Source organism: Pseudomonas medicaginis, from assembly GCF_965119365.1.
GTDB lineage: Bacteria > Pseudomonadota > Gammaproteobacteria > Pseudomonadales > Pseudomonadaceae > Aquipseudomonas.
This window is the reverse complement of record NZ_OZ221631.1, coordinates 4,669,967-4,687,219: the sequence shown is the minus strand read 5'-3', so window position 1 is coordinate 4,687,219 and position 17,253 is coordinate 4,669,967. Positions and strand designations below refer to the sequence as shown.

The 17,253-nt window shown below is 57.5% G+C and carries 11 protein-coding genes; 8 read left to right on the top strand and 3 right to left on the bottom strand.

The genetic code is table 11. The features are described 5' to 3' along the window. Positions 1-196: 196 nt before the first annotated feature. Positions 197-1,441 carry an acyl-CoA dehydrogenase family protein gene (locus ACMTA2_RS20215; protein ID WP_413791461.1) on the bottom strand — a complete coding sequence of 415 codons (1,245 nt, stop codon included), beginning with the start codon at positions 1,439-1,441 and terminating at the stop codon, positions 197-199. A gap of 451 nt (positions 1,442-1,892) precedes the next feature. Here ACMTA2_RS20215 and sfnG point away from each other — a divergent pair, with 451 nt between their 5' ends. Further along, positions 1,893-2,990: a dimethylsulfone monooxygenase SfnG gene (sfnG, locus tag ACMTA2_RS20210; RefSeq protein ID WP_413791460.1), complete on the top strand. Its 1,098-nt coding sequence runs from the start codon at positions 1,893-1,895 to the stop codon at positions 2,988-2,990. 134 nt (positions 2,991-3,124) lie between these two features. Here sfnG and ACMTA2_RS20205 read toward each other — a convergent pair whose 3' ends face one another. Then, positions 3,125-4,228, bottom strand: coding sequence for a sigma-54 interaction domain-containing protein (locus ACMTA2_RS20205; protein ID WP_413791459.1), 1,104 nt, complete (start codon positions 4,226-4,228; stop codon positions 3,125-3,127). A 305-nt stretch (positions 4,229-4,533) separates the two neighbouring features. Here ACMTA2_RS20205 and ACMTA2_RS20200 point away from each other — a divergent pair, with 305 nt between their 5' ends. From ACMTA2_RS20200 to ACMTA2_RS20190, 3 genes are all read left to right on the top strand, one after another. Continuing rightward, positions 4,534-5,796, top strand: coding sequence for a serine hydrolase domain-containing protein (locus tag ACMTA2_RS20200; RefSeq protein WP_413791458.1), 1,263 nt, complete (start codon positions 4,534-4,536; stop codon positions 5,794-5,796). 115 nt (positions 5,797-5,911) lie between these two features. Next, the gene (locus ACMTA2_RS20195; RefSeq protein ID WP_413791457.1) at positions 5,912-7,249 is read left to right on the top strand and encodes an alginate export family protein; all 1,338 of its coding nucleotides are present in this window, start codon (positions 5,912-5,914) and stop codon (positions 7,247-7,249) included. A gap of 39 nt (positions 7,250-7,288) precedes the next feature. Then, positions 7,289-8,392 carry a polyamine ABC transporter substrate-binding protein gene (locus ACMTA2_RS20190; RefSeq protein WP_413791456.1) on the top strand — a complete coding sequence of 368 codons (1,104 nt, stop codon included), beginning with the start codon at positions 7,289-7,291 and terminating at the stop codon, positions 8,390-8,392. Positions 8,393-8,443: 51 nt separating this feature from the next. On the opposite strand, the gene ACMTA2_RS20185 is transcribed toward ACMTA2_RS20190, so the two are convergent. Continuing rightward, on the bottom strand, positions 8,444-9,055 hold the full coding sequence (locus ACMTA2_RS20185; RefSeq protein WP_413791455.1) for a TetR/AcrR family transcriptional regulator: 612 nt from the start codon (positions 9,053-9,055) through the stop codon (positions 8,444-8,446). Positions 9,056-9,810: 755 nt separating this feature from the next. On the opposite strand from ACMTA2_RS20185, the gene ACMTA2_RS20180 reads away from it, so the two are divergent. The 4 genes from ACMTA2_RS20180 (at position 9,811) to ACMTA2_RS20165 (ending at position 16,947) form a co-directional block, all read left to right on the top strand. Next, on the top strand, positions 9,811-11,061 hold the full coding sequence (locus ACMTA2_RS20180; RefSeq protein ID WP_413791454.1) for an iron-containing redox enzyme family protein: 1,251 nt from the start codon (positions 9,811-9,813) through the stop codon (positions 11,059-11,061). A gap of 90 nt (positions 11,062-11,151) precedes the next feature. Continuing rightward, positions 11,152-12,456 carry an aminotransferase family protein gene (locus ACMTA2_RS20175; RefSeq protein WP_413791453.1) on the top strand — a complete coding sequence of 435 codons (1,305 nt, stop codon included), beginning with the start codon at positions 11,152-11,154 and terminating at the stop codon, positions 12,454-12,456. A 36-nt stretch (positions 12,457-12,492) separates the two neighbouring features. Beyond that, positions 12,493-15,996: a non-ribosomal peptide synthetase gene (locus ACMTA2_RS20170; protein ID WP_413791452.1), complete on the top strand. Its 3,504-nt coding sequence runs from the start codon at positions 12,493-12,495 to the stop codon at positions 15,994-15,996. Between the two features lie 39 nt (positions 15,997-16,035). Continuing rightward, positions 16,036-16,947 (top strand): DMT family transporter, encoded by a 912-nt coding sequence (locus tag ACMTA2_RS20165; protein WP_413791451.1) that lies wholly within the window; start codon positions 16,036-16,038, stop codon positions 16,945-16,947. Positions 16,948-17,253: the final 306 nt, after the last annotated feature.

The following is a 17,253-nucleotide window of genomic DNA, read 5'->3' as shown; positions in this document are numbered from 1 at the left end:
GCTGGTCTCGTGGGACGATGTCTGACACAGCACCCCTGTCGGAGCGAGCCTGCTCGCGATGACGGCAGTTCGTTCAATATCCATGTGACTGAACGACCGCCTTCGCGAGCAAGCCCGCTCCCACAAGAGAAGCGCGGTCATCAAAAACAGGTCGGCCGCCAGGCCGACTCGCGCTGGACATCAACATGCTGCCCGCTCAGTCCTGCTTCGACCCTCCGCCAATCTGCCAGACATACGGCGGTTCCTTACCGTTGATTTCCCAATCACCAATGATGCGCTCCTTGTAGATCAAGGGATTGTGCGAAGCGGCGGTGCGGGCGTTGCGCCAGTGGCGGTCGAGGGCCTTGCTGGTGCTGGTGGCCGAGGCACCAAGGGCATTGAACAGGTCGCTGGTAGCGCGTAGCACCAGGTCGGAGATGACCACTTGGGCCTGGGCCGATTCCAGTTCGGCGGCGATGTTGGCGGTGCGTTCGGTCTCGGTGTTCTGACTGAAGCGGCTTTCGTAGGCGCGTTGGGAGGCGCTCGCGGCGCGCAGGGCGGTGGCTTCGGCGGCATAGACCTGGGCCGAGGCCCTACCGACCACTTGCTGCACCTGCACGTCCTGGCTCACTTCGCTGGCATTGCCGGTGCTGAAGACCCGCGTGCGTTTGCGCACTTGCTCGGTAATGTCATGAACCGCAGCGCGGCCGGCGCCGGTCAGCACGGCCAACAACACCAGTTGATAAAACGCGGTCTGGTATTTGAAGCGGGTAGAGAAGTCGATGAGATTCTCCGCCTCGACCAGCGCATTCTCGAACAGCGACGTGCCGCTGCCGGTGGTGCGCTGGCCAAAACCGTCCCAGTCATCGCTTTGCTTGACGCCCGGCTGGTGCACGCGAACGGCGGCAATCACGTCGGCGCCGTTGTCGTCGCGTTGGGCATACACGTCGATCCAGTCGGCGAAGATACTGCCGGTGCTGTAGTACTTGGTGCCATTGACGACCCACTGATCACCCTGGCGAGAAACCCGGGTACCGACGTCGCCGATTTTCACGGCGCCGACTTCCGTCCAGGCATTGCCCACCAGTTCACCCTCGACGAAACGCTTGAACCAGATGTCTTGTGGGCTGCTGGCGTGGGCGTTGAGACGGTCCTCGACAAATGCAAAGTGCCCGCGCAAGGCCTGGGGCAGATTGGAATCGGCTTCGGCCAGTTCGATCAGCAGTTGCAACAGCTGCGGCAACGAAGCCCCGGCACCGCCATATTCGACCGGTACGCGGATGGCGCCAAAGCCTGCTTCCTTTAGCCATTTCACCGGTTCAAAGGGCAGGCTGCGTGTCTGTTCACGCGCCAACGCGCCGGCCTGGATGCGCGAAAAAATCGGCCGGAAGCGTTCGGCCAAAGGCTCATAGTCGGTACCCGTGGAAAGGATCGGCGGCAGGTGTCGTTGCTGTGCGGTCATGGTGATCTTCCTTCTTGATGGCGAGTAGGCGAGCAGGAAAAACCTGCCGTGCCATTGTCTATTGCACAGTCCATGCCCGGGCCTCAACACCTGTAAATTCGGGGCCTATACGGCGCTCATCGGCGAACAGCTGTCCCGGCTGCGGGCAATCTGTTGCGCCGCTGTGTGCCGGGCAACAGTGGCGGGGACGGGCATCGACAGGCCAGTGTTCGCCAGGCAACAGCGGACCAGCAGCTTGTCCTTCGGGCGACAGTGCAGTGATCCGGTAGTTCACGTAGTTCGTTGATTATTAAAGGGATATTCAACTGGCACGGTTGCTGCTCTCTCCAGCGCATGGGGGCTGTAGCGAATCGAGCGCACCGTCGAGTCGGCGTTGCTGAGGCTTGTCCCGGGCGCCCGGCGCGATGCCAGCTCCATTTTTCCGTTCAAAACGAGCCGTGGAGTACATGCAATGAGCCAGGACACGATCAAGTTTGCCTACTGGGTGCCGAACGTCAGCGGTGGGCTGGTGGTCAGCAAACTCGAACAACGCACCGACTGGGGCATCGACTACAACCGCAAGCTGGCCCAGATCGCTGAAGCGGCCGGCTTCGACTATGCCTTGTCGCAGGTACGCTTTACCGCCGGCTACGGTGCCGAATATCAGCATGAGTCCGTGGCGTTCAGTCATGCCTTGCTGGCCGCCACCACGCGGCTGAAAGTCATCGCCGCCGTGTTGCCGGGGCCGTGGACGCCATCGGTGCTGGCCAAGCAGATCGCAACCATCGATCAACTGACCGGCGGCCGGGTGGCAGTCAACATCGTGTCGGGCTGGTTCAAGGGCGAGTTCACCGCCATTGGCGAGCCATGGTTGGAACACGATGAGCGCTATCGCCGTTCCGAAGAATTCATCACTGCCCTCAAGGGTATCTGGACCACCGACAACTTCACCTTGCGCGGTGACTTCTACCGCTTCCACGACTACACCCTCAAGCCAAAACCCCTGCAGCAGCACCCGGAGATCTTCCAGGGCGGCAGCTCGCGGGCAGCGCGAGACATGGCGGCCCGGGTATCGGACTGGTACTTCACCAACGGCAATACCGTGGAAGGCGTCAAGGCACAGATCGATGACCTCCAGGCAAAAGCCGAGGCCAACAATCACAAGGTCAAGGTCGGTGTAAACGCCTTCGTCATCGCTCGCGACACGGAAGAAGAGGCGCGGGCGGTCCTTGCCCAGATCATCGACCAGGCCGACCCCGAGGCCGTCAATGCCTTCGGCGATGCGGCGAAGCAGGCCGGCAAGGCCAGCCCGGAAGGCGAGGGCAACTGGGCCAAGTCCAGCTTCGAGGACCTGGTGCAGTACAACGACGGCTTCAAGACCAACCTGATCGGCACACCGCAGCAGATCGCCGAACGCATCGTCGCGCTCAAGGCCGTGGGTGTGGATCTGGTGCTCGCCGGTTTCCTGCACTTCCAGGAAGAGGTCGAGTATTTCGGCCGTAAGGTCTTGCCGCTGGTGCGTGAGTTGGAGCAACGTAACGTGGCGGCCGAAACGGCGGCGGTTGCTTAGGCGCGGGAGGTCAGCGAAGGCGGCGCCGAACACCTGGTGGTCTACAGGATTTCTGCTTGGTGCCCACGCGGGGCGAGCAAGGTGCCAGGATTGAAACGCAGCGCTTTCCCTGGATGAGCCCTCGCCACGGGGGCTCAAGTCGACAGGTTGATCACCCGACCGTCTCGCGTGTCCAGTGGCGGACGGCGTCGATTGACCACCAGCTCGCCAATCCTGATCAGCAACGTGCGAGTGACGTTGCGGCTCAGGCCCAGCAGGCTGGCGGTATGGACCTGATTGCAATGGGCGTATCGATAGGCGGTGCGTAGCAACTCGGCCTCGACCTTTTCATACACATCGCCAGGTGCCTGTTCGAGCAGTTTTTCAAAGGCTTTCTGCAAGAGCGCCTCTGCACTTTGGGGCACTGGTTCCGGCGGGTTGTCATGGCGTTCGATACGGAAGTTCGACAGGTGCAGGTCCTGCACGCCGATCACATTGTTACGGCAAATCAATAGGGTGTGGTGGATGACATTTTCCAGCTCGCGGATATTCCCCGGCCAGGAATAGTCGAGCAATTTGCGCTGTGCCTGGGCATCCAGCGTTACCTCGCCGTGACCGAGCCTGCGGCTGTACTCGGCAATGAAGTGGTGGATCAGCGGCAGGATGTCACCGGGGCGTTCGCGCAGCGGCTTGAGCACCAGGCTGACCACGTTCAGACGGTAATAGAGGTCTTCACGAAAGTGCCCGGCATTGATGGCTTTTTCCAACTGTACGTTGGTGGCCGCCAACACGCGCACATTGATCTTGATGCTCTTGCGCGAACCCAGGCGGACCACCTCGCGCTCCTGTAGTACCCGGAGCAACTTGACCTGGATCGGCAACGGCAAATCACCGATTTCATCCAGGAACAGCGTCCCGCCGTCAGCCTCCTCGAACCAACCGGCCTTGGCCGTCAGTGCGCCGGTGAACGCGCCTTTTTCATGGCCGAACAGCTCGGCCTCCACCAGGGTTTCGGAGAACGCCCCGCAGTTGACCGCAACAAACGGCTTGTGGCGACGGGCGCTGAGGTTGTGTACGTGGCGCGCCACCAGTTCCTTGCCGGTCCCGGTCTGGCCGATGATCAGCACGCTGGCGTCACTGGGCGCGACTTGCTGCAGGTGTGCCAGCAAGGCGCGGGAGGTGGGGTCTTCGAAGACCTGGGCCGTGGCACGAATCGAGGTGGCCAGGCCGGGAGAGGCGGGAAGTGTTAGAAGCTGCATGACGGTGGCCCGTTAATGAGATTGCCGTGACTGAGGATGGGTAAATGCCAACGTTCTTGAGGCAGTACCGCGAAGCCATTGGGCTTAAGGCTTAATCTAGTTGATCTAAAAAACAGACAATAAATAACCTTTAGTTATTTACTTAAGGCTTTCGTCCCAGGGTTCAGTACCGATCTATTGGTCATGTCGCCGTTAATGAGATAATTTGAAGTGACAATAAAAAGTTTTATTGACTAAAAAATTACACCGGGTAATTATTTCCCTGCATCTGCTTTCACGCAGAGTCATTTTGCAGGGGCAACCCGATGAATCAGAACACCGTGCCTTCACTGGCCAGTCTTTACGTCGAGACTCACGAATCGCCATTTGACGCACGCCCGGCGCCTTCACTCATGCAAGGCTTTCCCGCCGAACCCCACCGCCGCGTCACCTGGCACAACTGGATGAGCCCACCGTTCAACCAATGGGGGTTCCGCAACCTGGCGCGCTTGCGTCCTTCCATCGACGTGCAGGCCGGCAGCGGGCCGGTCAGCGCGTTCAAGCAGGCGCTCCAGCCGCTGGATGAGCTGCATTTCGACAGCGAGTGTGGCTTGAGCATCAGCGTGATCGATCACCTGGTCGCCAGCCAGACCGATGCTTTCCTGGTCTTGCAGGGCGACACCGTACTGTTTGAGCGCTACTTCAACGGCCAGCGTCCCCAGGACCGACACATCATGTTTTCGGTGACCAAGTCGCTGATCGGTGCCTTGGGCGAGCAACTGGTCTGTGAAGGTTTGCTGGACCCTACGTTGACGGCCACGCATTACGTACCGGAACTGGCGGGCAGCGCGTTCGCCGACGCGACCGTGCGCCAGTTGTTCGACATGGCCGTGGCCGTCGATTACAGCGAGGTCTATGAGGACCCGGATTCAGAGAGTTCCCAATACGGTTACGCCTGCGGTTTCCAGCCGGCGCCAGCGCAGTACGCGACGTTCGAATCCCTGTATCAGTACTTGCCCTCACTGAGGAAACGCGGCAGTCACGGCGGCTTTTTCCATTATGTGACGGCCACCACCGAGGCATTGGCCTGGGTCATGGAGCGGGCATCAGGCAAGGCCTGCCATCAGTTGCTCCAAGAGATCTGGAGCCAGTTGGGCTGTGAACGTGACGGCTACTTCCTGGCGGATCCCTGGGGCCGCAGCGTGGCCGGCGCCGGGTTCAGTGCGACCTTGCGTGACATGGCGCGTTTCGGCCGGCTGCTGGCCAACGATGGCCGCCAGGGTGGGACACAACTGCTCTCGGCCGAGGCGCTGGCCGGTATCGCCGCTGGAGCCGACCCCGCGATCTACGCGGTATCCCCTGACTTTTCGAGCTGGACCCCTGGCGCGTCCTACCGCAGCCAGTGGTATGTCTTCAACGATCACAGCCAGGCGCTCATGGCCGGTGGCATCCACGGCCAATACCTGTTCATCGACAAGCCGTCCGGCGTGGTGATCGTCAAGCAATCGTCCCTGGCCGAAGCCGTCAGTCCCTTCGACGGCGACAGCGTGCGCATGCTGCGGGCCATCGCGGCGCAGCTGAGGCCCTGACGTCATCCGATAAACACAAGAAAGTTCGTTCCGCTCACCTGGCCAGCCAGGTGTTGGCGCGGGTTTGCGCCGCCATTCACTGCCCTGTAACAACAATAATCAACAGGAGCTCCATATGGTTTCCATGATGCGTTTGTCCCGAACGTTCCTTGTGCTCGGGTTACCCTTGACCGCCCAGGTTGCCTGGGCGGGCTACACCTTCGAGGAGGGCAACCTCAAGGGCGAAGTCAACCTGACGGCCGGTGGCGCCGTCTTGTCCACCCGCAACGTCAACTTTGGTGGCGGCGTGGTGGACATGCGCAGCGGCCAGAATGGCGGCACCAAAGTCGACTGGCAGGAGTTCTACGTCAAGCCGGGCGTCAAGTTGGAGTACGCCGTGCAGCCGGATTTCAGCCTGTTGGCTGGCGGCTCCCTGGTGGGCGCGACCACCTTCGGTGATGGCGATGCCGGTGGCTTCACCCGCCGCTCCGATGGCAAGGTGTCGACCGAAGAGTTCTATGGTGGTTTCCGGGCCGGGGAGTGGACGGTCACGGGCGGTCGCCAGAACTACATGATCGGCAACGGTTTCATCGTGATGGATGGCAACCTCGACCAGTTGAACGACGGCGCCTACTGGCTCGCCCCGCGCAGCGCCTTCAAGGATTCGGCGGTGGTCGCCTGGGACCATGGCGCGTTGAAGGTCCAGGGCTTCAGCCTGGGAACCGACAGCGACCTGGGTGATTTTCGCATGAGCGGCGCGAACCTGGACTACAACCTCGACGACCAGGTGACGCTGGGTGCCACCGCGTTGAAGGTCAAGGCCATGGGGCCCAAGGGCAGCACGTTGCCGCGCCGCCGCGATGGCATGCTGGTGTACAACGTGCGGGCGTTGAACGCCAGGCTCCCGGGCCTCCCGGACCTGACCCTGAATGCCGAATATGCCTTGGAGCGAGGCAGCGGCGAGGGCGTGGACTACGACGCCAAGGCCTGGTACGGCCAGGCGGATTACACCTTCAGCACGCTGCCGTTGACCCCGGTGATCGGCTACCGCTACGCCAGTTTTTCCGGCGACGACGACCTCACCGATAATCGACAGAAAGCCTGGGACCCGTTGAGCAAGGGCTTCGTCGACTGGAGCACCTGGCTGATCGGCGATGTCGTCGGCAACTACCTGATGTTCAACAGCAACGAAAACGTCCAGCAGTTCTCACTCAAGACCCACCTCAACGAAACCCTCACCCTCGGTGCGATCCACTACCAGTTCTGGCTGGACGAAAAAAACTACATGGGCACCGCCGTCAGCGACAAACGGTTTGCCGACGAGAGTGTAGTCTTCCTGGATTGGGCACCTTCGAAGTCGCTGTCCACCTCGCTCTCCTATAACTGGGTCAAGCCCATGGCAGCGGCCAAACAAGTCTTCGGTGACGACCGGAAATTCAGCGCGCTGGAACTCTACTTCACCTACCGCTATTAAGTGCCGCGAGCCTTCGCGGCCGCGCTGGAGTGTTTGATCATGAACCTGTTTTTGCGCAACACCTTGCTGGGCGCTGTCGTTTCGATGCTGGTCAGTGGCGCGAGCCTGGCCGAAGAACGGACAGTGCGAATCTACAACTGGATCGAGTACCTGCCGCCTGAAATCCTCAAGAGTTTCGAGGAGGAAACCGGCATCCGTCCCATCTACGACGTCTTTGACAGTGTCGAGACATTGGAGTCCAAGCTGCTGACCGGCAACTCCGGGTATGACGTGGTCTACCCGAGCAGTTCCAGCGTCAGTCACCTGATCGCCGCGGGCGCCGTCGAGCCCCTGGACCGCAGCCAGTTGCCGAACTGGCAGCATCTGGACCCTGAGTTCATGAAGTCCCTGGAGGACGTGGGCGATCCGGGCAACCGCTATGCAGCCCCGTACCTGTGGGGCACGACCCTGATCGGCTACAACGTCGACAAGGTGCGCGAGGTGCTGGGTGCCGATGTGCCAATGAACACCTGGGACATCCTTTTCAAGGAAGAGAACATGGCCAAGCTGGCCAGTTGTGGCGTGGGTCTGCTGGACGCCGCCAACGAGATCGTGCCCATTGCCTTGCACTACGAAGGGCTGGACCCCAACAGCCAGAAGCGTGAGGACTACGCAAAGGCGCAAGCGGCAATGCTCAAGGTTCGTCCCTATATCACCTACTTCAACTCGTCGCGCTATGGCATGGACCTGGCCAATGGCGAGATCTGCGTAGGAGTGGGTTGGTCCGGCGGTGTGGCCCTGGCCAAACGACTGGCCGAAGACGCCGGGAAGGGAGTCAAGGTGGAGATGGCGCTGCCCAAGGAAGGGGCGCCGATGTGGTCGGACGTCATGATGGTGCCCACCAACGCCCCTCATGTCAAAGAGGCGTATGCCTTCATCAACTACATCTTGCGTCCGGATGTCATCGCGCGGATCAGCAACAAGATCGGTTACCCAAACCCGAACAAGGACGCCAAGGCGTTGGTCAATGCTGAAATTCGTAACAACCCCGCCATGTATGTGTCGGACGAGGTGCGCAAGACCCTGTTCGCATTGGAGCCCGTTCCCGCCGCCGTGGAGCGGATTCGCACCCGCACCTGGATCGGAATCAAGACCCATCACTGATCAGCGTGGCCCGGTGCCGTTGCGCCGGGCCTGTATCGGTGGGTGATTGGCTCAGGCGCGCATGCCCTGGAAGAGCAATTGGGTGATCCGCCGGACCTGAGTGGAGTGTGCCTCGATATCCGGTTGTTCCTGGTTGACCAACCTGAACAGCTGCAAGTGCGAATAGTCGTTCAACAGGAACGCGGCGAGCTCCACGTCCAGGTCGGTGCGTAATTTGCCGGCCTGTTGCAATTCCCTGATCAGCCCACTGATTTCGGCCCTGAGCGCATCGTTCATGGCGCGATACCCCTCGGGCAGACCATTGTCGCCACCGAACAGGATCAGCGGCAGCAATTCGCGCCACAGGCTCGGGTGCATGACTTCCAGCGCATAACCGGTCAACAGCCGCTCCAGATAGCACAGCGCTTCGACCGGGTCTTCGATGTCAGGCATTTGGCTACGGGTGTCGGTGAGCGCGCGCTGGTCAGCGTCGTGCAGGATTTCCAGGATGATTTCCTGCTTGTTGCCAAAGTACTTGAACACCGTGGGCGCCGATACGCCGGCCTGGCTGGCGATCTGTTCGATGGTGGTGTTCTGGAAACCCTGGCGTTCGAACAGCTCGACCGCTGCCTTGCTGATGGCTTGGCGGCGTTCGGCTTTTTGACGTTCACGCAGTCCGCTCACGGGGAGGTCCTTGTCGTTGAATAATAAAGGGCGAACGGCGTAATAGTGCCCAGTGCACCACGCAAAATACTTAACCCAGTAAAGTTTTTAAAGGGTTTATTTGATGGCTCCCCTTCAAGGGCGAGGCTGGATGCCGCGATCCAGATGCCTGGCATGAGGCAAAGCGCCATGCTTCACTTGGCGAAATCAGGCACGGGGCTTCAAGCCTTGTCACAAATGGTCTACTCAAGATTGAATCCGACCGACGGAATAAAAAACTTTGGCCTTATCAGGTGTAAAATATTTTTTACTGTGCTTGGCATCAGCAACTTTTTACTAAGCCTTGAAAGTGCTGGTTTTTTTTAAAAGTTATGCTCCAGGTTTCGGAGATTTAAAAAACTGTGAGAATAATATTGAACATCCGTTTGTGTTTTTTCACGTTGACAGCGACATTTTTGCGACTATAAGATTGGATCCAGGAAAAGTTATTCAAGGAATGAATTAAATGCACTTCTGTTCCTCTCCGCACGTCTCGATCTTTCCTGTTGTTCTTAACTATCTGCGCGGCTCCCTGCTGCTTTCGACTTTGTACTCCCGTACCTCGTTTTCTCGTCAGGCAGCAGGCTCTTGCTGTTTTACGCCCTCATTTTTATCGAGGCTTGGTTCCTGACCCGATAAAAATATTTCACCCAAATGAAATAAAACGGTCAACCCCATAAATCCTTGTGCCAGCACTCTTGGTGCAGGGGTAATAACACCTGAGAGAAAGGGATTCTATGAAATATTTGGATGGCTCCATTTACCTTGAGTACCAGCTTCCCAATGGACAGTCGGTCAAACTTGACCTGGCCACGGAAGAGTTGCTGGGTGTTCGCATGAATAAAAATGTGAAGCGTCTGATTGGTTGCTATGAACAAGACATGCTCTTTCTGAATAAAGAAATTGAGGGTGATATTCAGCAGCATCTTGATGAGCGATACGGTCGGGACAAGAGTAAGAGAGCGCTGGATGAATTGCGAACCCTTGAAGCTGTTGTGTTTGCCCCGGTCAGTGCACAGTTGGATAAAGTTGATTTCTCCGTCTCGGCCGAACAGTTGAGGACTTTTTTTGGCATTCACTTGGATGAAGAGTTTGCTCGCCTGAAGAATGGCGACTTCGATCCGACGCTCTCCTATATTCTCAACAACCCCAATGCCCAAGGGCTGATGAGGAGCTTGCTGACACAGTTCTCAATTGAGTTTCTTATTGAAGGGGCTCCGATGGGCCTGTACGCAACTGGCGCGTTTGGCACCCTGCAGTCACATCTGCTGCGGGTGTATCAAGATGAAATGGGAAATGGCGTGCCGGAAGACAAGCACAGCCACTTGTACGAAAAAACCATGCTTGACCTGGGGCTGAGCGATACGCCGGATGCGTATCAGGATCATTTCCTCACCAGCAACATGTTGGTTTCGGCCTACACGTACCAAATCTGTCACGACAAGAGTAAGTTCTTGCGTTACCTCGGCGCTTTTTTCCGTAACGAAGCCTGTTTTATCGTGTGGCAAAAACAATTGGGAGAGTCGGTTCGCGAGATATACCGAGGGAAGGTGGATTGCCATTATTTCGATGTTCATACTTCGGTCGACCAAGCCCATGGTCGCTGGGTACTTGATAATCTGATTGGCCACGCGCTGGATCGTTTCGGTGATGACGCCGCGCCTCATATTTTGCGCGGTTTTGTGGAGTTGATGATCTATCAAGATATCTTCGGCCTTGAACTTGATCATCAAATACTCAATGGTACCGTTGCGGAGCCTGCCGCCGCAGCGAATTCAAGCTTGTCCCTTTCCAATCGAGTAGCTCCTGGCGCGACGGAGCATCTTTTTTCTGCCCGGGAAATCATTGTCGACCTTCAAGGTGACAGTAAGATTTTTCTCACCGATCCTCTGGCTGCGAGCCCTTCAGCCGAGTCCGGGCTCATCCGTCTTCCACCGTTTACCGCTGCCCATTTGAAAGCCGGGAGCGACGGCGCGCGCTATAACTAATATTAATAATGCGACTGGTCGCGGATCAGTCGCTTACTCGCCGATGCCAGATGATTAGAGCGCTTGTTTTCAGAAGCGTAAGGACCTTGCATGTTTAAAGAAAAAGTGTCATCCGATAATAATACGTGGCTTCATTTTTTTCCCTCCGACCAGATTGGTAAAACCGATGCGTTTCCTTCATCCATAATCGAAGCGCAGGGGATCTATGTAACAGACTCGGAAGGCCGTCGGTATATGGACGCCATCAGCGGTGCTTACTGCGTGAACGTGGGTTATGGTCGTGATTCGATTATTGATGCGGCCAGCGAAGCAGCCAGAAAGCTGGCGTTCTGCTCCCCGTTCAGTTTTTCAAACCCTTATTCTTCCCAATTGGCCCAGACGCTCGCAGGCCTGGCATCACCTGTTGTCGGCGCCAATGCTCGGGTGTTCTTTACCAATAGCGGTTCGGAGGCGGTAGAGACTGCATTGAAAATCGCTCGGGCATTCGCTGTCAGGAATGGCGAACCCCAGCGTAAATGGCTGGTGTCTCGCGATCATGCTTACCACGGTGTCACGCTGGGCGCTCTGTCCATGTGTGGATTCGCGGCGCTTAAGGAAGAGTTTGGTCCGCTTTTGCCCATGACCGCCACCATCGCTTCGATGCGGGACAGTACAGACCCTCTCAGCGACGTGCTCCATGCGACGCCGGGCCGGGGTAAGGATGTTGCTGGCGTGTTGATTGAAACGGTTGAAACCAGCAATGGCATGGTAACCCCCACAGCTGAGTATCTGGATGGCTTGAAGCGCTTGCGCGAGGAAACCGGCGCGTTGTTGATCGTCGATGAAGTCATCACCGGGTTCGGACGCCTGGGCAGTTGGTTCAGCGCAGGGCAGTATGGACTTGAGGCCGATATCGTTATTTGCGCGAAAGGGCTTACAAGCGGATACGACTCGCTCGGCGCGACGATTGTCAGCGAGCGGGTCGCGTCAGTCTTTGCCCAGGGCGAAGACAGCATGTTCGCCCACGGCGCTACGTTTGGCGGTCGTCCGGCGGCCGCCGCCGCCGCCCTTGAAAATATCGGGATTCTCGAGCGCGAGCGGTTGCTTGAAAACGCCTCGTCCATGGGCAGTTACTTGGAAGGTGTGCTCCAAGACTTGTTTGGTAACCACCCGAAAGTCTCCGGGCTCACCGGTACTGGCTTGCTTCAGGCGATCCACTTGCGGTCAAGCGACTCTTCGGCGCCTGCCACGGCCGAGGAAGTGAAAGTGATTCGAGAGCGATTGTTGAACAACGGGATCATTACTTCTTTGTATTACACCCGAAACGATCCCACGATAGAAATTGCCCCGCCGCTCTGTATCAATCGCGAGCAGATCGACCATCTCTGCCGAGTGATCGTCGCCGCATTAGGCTGATTGTCGTTGCGACTCACCTATAAAGGATTATTAGAGATGACCTTCGATGACATCGAACACACAGGTCCGGCGCGGAGTCCACAAACCCATGCCGAGGAATACGGCGTGACCGAGGCGGCGATCAAGCTTGAACGGACTACTCCGGACTCTGATCTGGAGGTCCGGCTACTTGCGGCCTGGCTCATAACGGCTAGCTGGTACGCCAATTGGGTCGAAAACTTGAACTGCACTGTCGTATCGCGCCGAGGGCACGTTGACTGCCCGAACATCGATGTTCAGGCGCCGGCTGGCAAACTTCTCGATTTCTGCAAGGCTGCGCTGGGTGCGCAGAGTGTTTCATGGCAGGTCTGCGCCTGGTCCGACACTGAACAGTGCCCAGGCGTATTTGGCGCCGCTCGGCTGCAGATGTGCGTCAGCGCAACCAACGTCGAATTGGTCTTTGATGGGCAGCTTCTCGAGCGAAGCCTGGCCCATGAGATTTTCGACACATTGCATGGCATCGCTTGCGCATTGCAGCACGAAAATAATGTCGTTGTAACGGACCTCGTGGAACGTGCCCGCCCAGAACATTCGAATTCCGAGCTGCTGGGGAAATTGCATGGGGTCGATGAGCAGGATGTACTGGAGGCTTTCGAGGGGCACGTCTGCCGCGACCCGGAAAAAGTGGCGATTTACGACGCTGGCCGGGTGATCAGTTATGGACAATTGTCGGCTGACATTCGCAAGCTGGCCGCCCAACTGGCAGGCCAAGGCGTGAGGCCCGGCAGTCGAGTCGCGTTGCGAATGTCCCGGTCCGGCGACTTCGTCGTTGCAGCCTTGGCGGTTCTCTCGCTGGACGCTATCTACATTCCAATAGACCCGCAGCTTCCTCCCGAGCGAAGCAAGCTGATGCTTGAAGATGCACGGGTAGGCTGGGTTGTAGAAGGCGATGCTGTCGTGGCGGTGGGACTGTCCCTGAGCGCAGCTCAACCCGACAATGAGCCACGGTGCGGATATGTACTGTTTACCTCCGGGACCACGGGGCGGCCAAAGGGGGTCTTGATCTCTCGCGCATCGCTCTCGTATTACGCCAGCGTGGCCAGGCACTCGTTTGGCCTTACGAGCCAGGACAAGGTCCTGCAGTTTGCGACTGTCTCGTTCGACGCCTCTGTCGAAGAAATCTATTGCTGCCTGATGGCCGGCGCAACATTGGTCATCCGTGATTCATCCGTCGATTTGCAGCCTGCCAGCTTTCTGCAGTTCCTCGACGAGCAGCAGATTACTTTTCTTGACTTGCCGACCGGGTACTGGCGAGAACTCAGCCTCGCTTGTACTTCCCAACAGCTGCATTTTCCTTCTTGTGTCAATCTGGTCGTGATTGGCGGAGAAGCCCTGTACAAATCAGACATACACAACTGGTACCGTCTCCCCGCGCCGCGCCCGACGTTGATCAATTCCTATGGCCCAACCGAGACGACCGTCGTGACCGCTCTCCAGCGAGTACGACGTCCTGACACGGATGACGACTCAAGGAACGACATCTCTATTGGCCGGCCCATCGCCGGTAGCCGAATTGTCTTGCTGGACCGTTTCGATAAACCTGCACCGCTCGGCGCAATGGGGCAGATATGCATATCCAGCCCAGGCGTGGCCGAGGGGTATTTACACAATCCGGACATGACGGCGGAAAAATTCTTCGTGCGGGTGGAAAATGATCGGAGCCTGCGCCGCTACTACAAAAGCGGAGACCTGGGACGCATTGGCCGCGATGGCGCGCTGGAATATCACGGACGCATGGATAACGTGGTGAAGCGGCAAGGCTTCAGGATCAGCCTGGGTGAAATCGAGTCTATTGTTCGAACATTGCCGGAAGTGTCTGACTGCTGCGTTTTCATGACGGACGCCGGCAGTGACAGCAAGCTTCTTTGTGTCGTTCAACTGATGCCCGGCATGAAGGTGTCGCAGCTGGCGTTACGTCAACAATTGATGTTGGACCTGCCGTCCTACATGGTCCCGAACAGCTTCATTCTGCTCGATGAAATACCGCGTAACCTGGCTGGAAAGATCGATTACAGCACAGTAAGAAGGCTCGCAATGGCGGTTGTAGAGGCAACGAGCAAAGACCTGTCGAGCCCTTTTGCGGGAAGCGAAATTGCCCGTGAAATACAGTCGACGTTGGGCGGTCGCGAACTGGATTGGGATGCCAGTCTTGTTGAGAATGGGGCAGACTCGTTGGAAATCGTACGCTTGGCCATGCTGTTACACAAACACAGCGGGCACGAGTGGCCGCTTTCCACACTCTATGAATACCCCAGCTTGGGAGCCATTTTGAACGATGTTGGCGCCCCTGGAATCGCAAAAAAACGCCCACGAGATTTCAAGGACTGGCGCTACGCTGAGTTTGAACGACTCAGGGGCATGATTCGCCGCGGTGCGCCAGGAGTCAGTCGCGCCAAGGACGGTATATTGGTAACGGGGGCTACGGGACTGCTTGGGCGCCATGTGGTCCGCGCATTGCTCAAGAGCACACAGCGTCCCATTTATTGCCTGGTGCGCGCTCCCATGGGCAGCACCGAATCCCCGCATAAAAAGCTCACACAATTGCTCAACGTGAGAAATGAAGCGCTGCAGAGACTGCACATTGTCGTGGGCGATCTGGATCACGATGACATCGGCCTCGACGAGAAAGGTTTATATGCCTTGCAACGCAGCGTCAGCGATATTGTCCATTGCGCCGCCGATACCAACATGTTGTCGCCCTATTCGAAGTTGGTGACGACCAACGTCCAAGGGAGCCTGAATCTCATAAATTTGGCGATTGAGAGTCAGGCCAGCTTTCATTTCATTTCTTCCCTGGCCTTGTTCGATACAAAACCATCTCCCCTGGCTACGCCGGAAACCAAAATCATGGAAGTCGATAACGTGGCGTCCGGCTATCTGCAAAGTAAGTGGATGACTGAGATGTTATTGGAACACTGCGCTGCCTCCGGACTGAGGACGACGATCTATCGATGTGGGCGACTTTGGGGAAGCAGCATGAACCTTGAAGAAGTTCGGAACGACTATGTCTACCAGTTCCTGAGCGTTTGCCAGCGGATAGGCCAGTTCCCGATCATGCCGATGCAGTTGGAAATTTGTCCGGTGGACCATATCGCTGAGCAAATCGCTTCGTCTGTCGTGAGCGCGTTACGCCAATCCGCATCGGGTGCAAGGATTTATCACTTGTGTTCCAACAAAAGCTACACGATGGAAGAAATCTACGCTGCCATGCGTCACCCGTTCAAAGATCTCTCGCTGGTTAACTCCTCGACGTGGCTTGCTGCGTTGAATGCTCGCATTGTCAGGGCGCCGGAGGATGCTGAAGCCTTGAGGATATTCGCGGTAGTGAAATCGTTATCGTTGTCCGAGTGTATCGATGACCTGGCAATCACCGAGACGATCGCTTCACGTGAATGCTGGGAACATGGTCAACCTTTGGGCCTTACCCCTGAGCAAATGATCGAGGCCGTGTTGGCCGGAACTGCCCGGGTATCTTCCCATGCTCAAGCTGTCGCGCATTGATACCGTAGAGCTGGAAGCGTCTAGACAAGGAGTTAACGCATGACCCGTTACATCAACTTTCTTTTACTCGCACTGATGGGAAGTACCTGGGGGCTGCATTTCGTGCTGGTAAAGAAAATTACCAGTACAGGGGTTCAAGCCGATCTTATTCTGTTTCCGACGCTGTTCGGCGTCGCCATTGCATTCATGGCGCTCATGGCGGTCAGTCGCAGTTCGTGGCGCATCAATGCGTCCTGGTGGGTGTTTCTCATCATTTGCAGCGTGTTGGGTTATGCCTTTCCAATATGGCTTGAGCTGATCGTGGCGCCGTACATCGATTCGACGCTGCTCACGCTGATCGTCACCAGTACGCCGGTTTTTTGCATCTTGCTGGGGTTTATCCTGCGCTTGGCAACGGTAACTGTCTGGCATTTGTCATGTGCTGCCTTGGGAATCAGCGCTGCCATGATGTTACTGCTGCCCAGCGCGGCGCTTCCCGAGGGCTCGTCAAGGCTTTGGCTGGCCGCAGCCATTGGCGTTCCAGTGAGCTACGCGCTGTACAACCTGTACGTCGCCGCAGCCTGGCCCAAGGGGTTAGGCGTGTTCACCATGGCGGCTTATGAGTCGGTGATTGCGGCTTTGTTGGCATTGCCGTTGTTCATGACGTCGACATCGAAGGTGGGGTATCAAGGGTTGGTCCAACATGGGCCGGAGGTGACGCTGCTGGTTCTGGTCACGGCGGTGGAGGTCTGGTCCTTTTTCGAACTGGTACGCCGGGCCGGTGGGATTTATGTTTCATTCGCCAGTTTCGCAGCGCTGGTAGCAGGCATCGCATGGTCGGCGTTACTACTCAATGAAGAAATTACGCCGTGGATGAATGTCAGCATCGGTGCGATCGTCTTGTCGCTGTTGCTGTGCCTGGTTGGAGATAGAAGCCAGGCTCGCGAGGCGCCGCTGGGCAAGGCGGCCTGAGGCGCGATGTATCGGGTCGTTCGGATCCCGAAATCAAACGTACGCCCCGACCGGTCCTGTCGGGGCGTATTGGCTCCCATAAACAGAAATGTCCATTCCCAGTGCCCGTCCAAGACTGAAAAACTTCAGTTTTGACGTGTGGTATTTCCGTCTGTCACCCACCTCAATGCCCAGCGCGTCGAACCGGCACTAACCGGTGGATGCGTTGTCAGTAGTTGGCGTCCGTAGCGACGACGATCGGCTCAGATAGCTGCACGTCAGCAACATGACGCACTTTTTTTGACGCCTTCGGGCAAGTAACTCGCG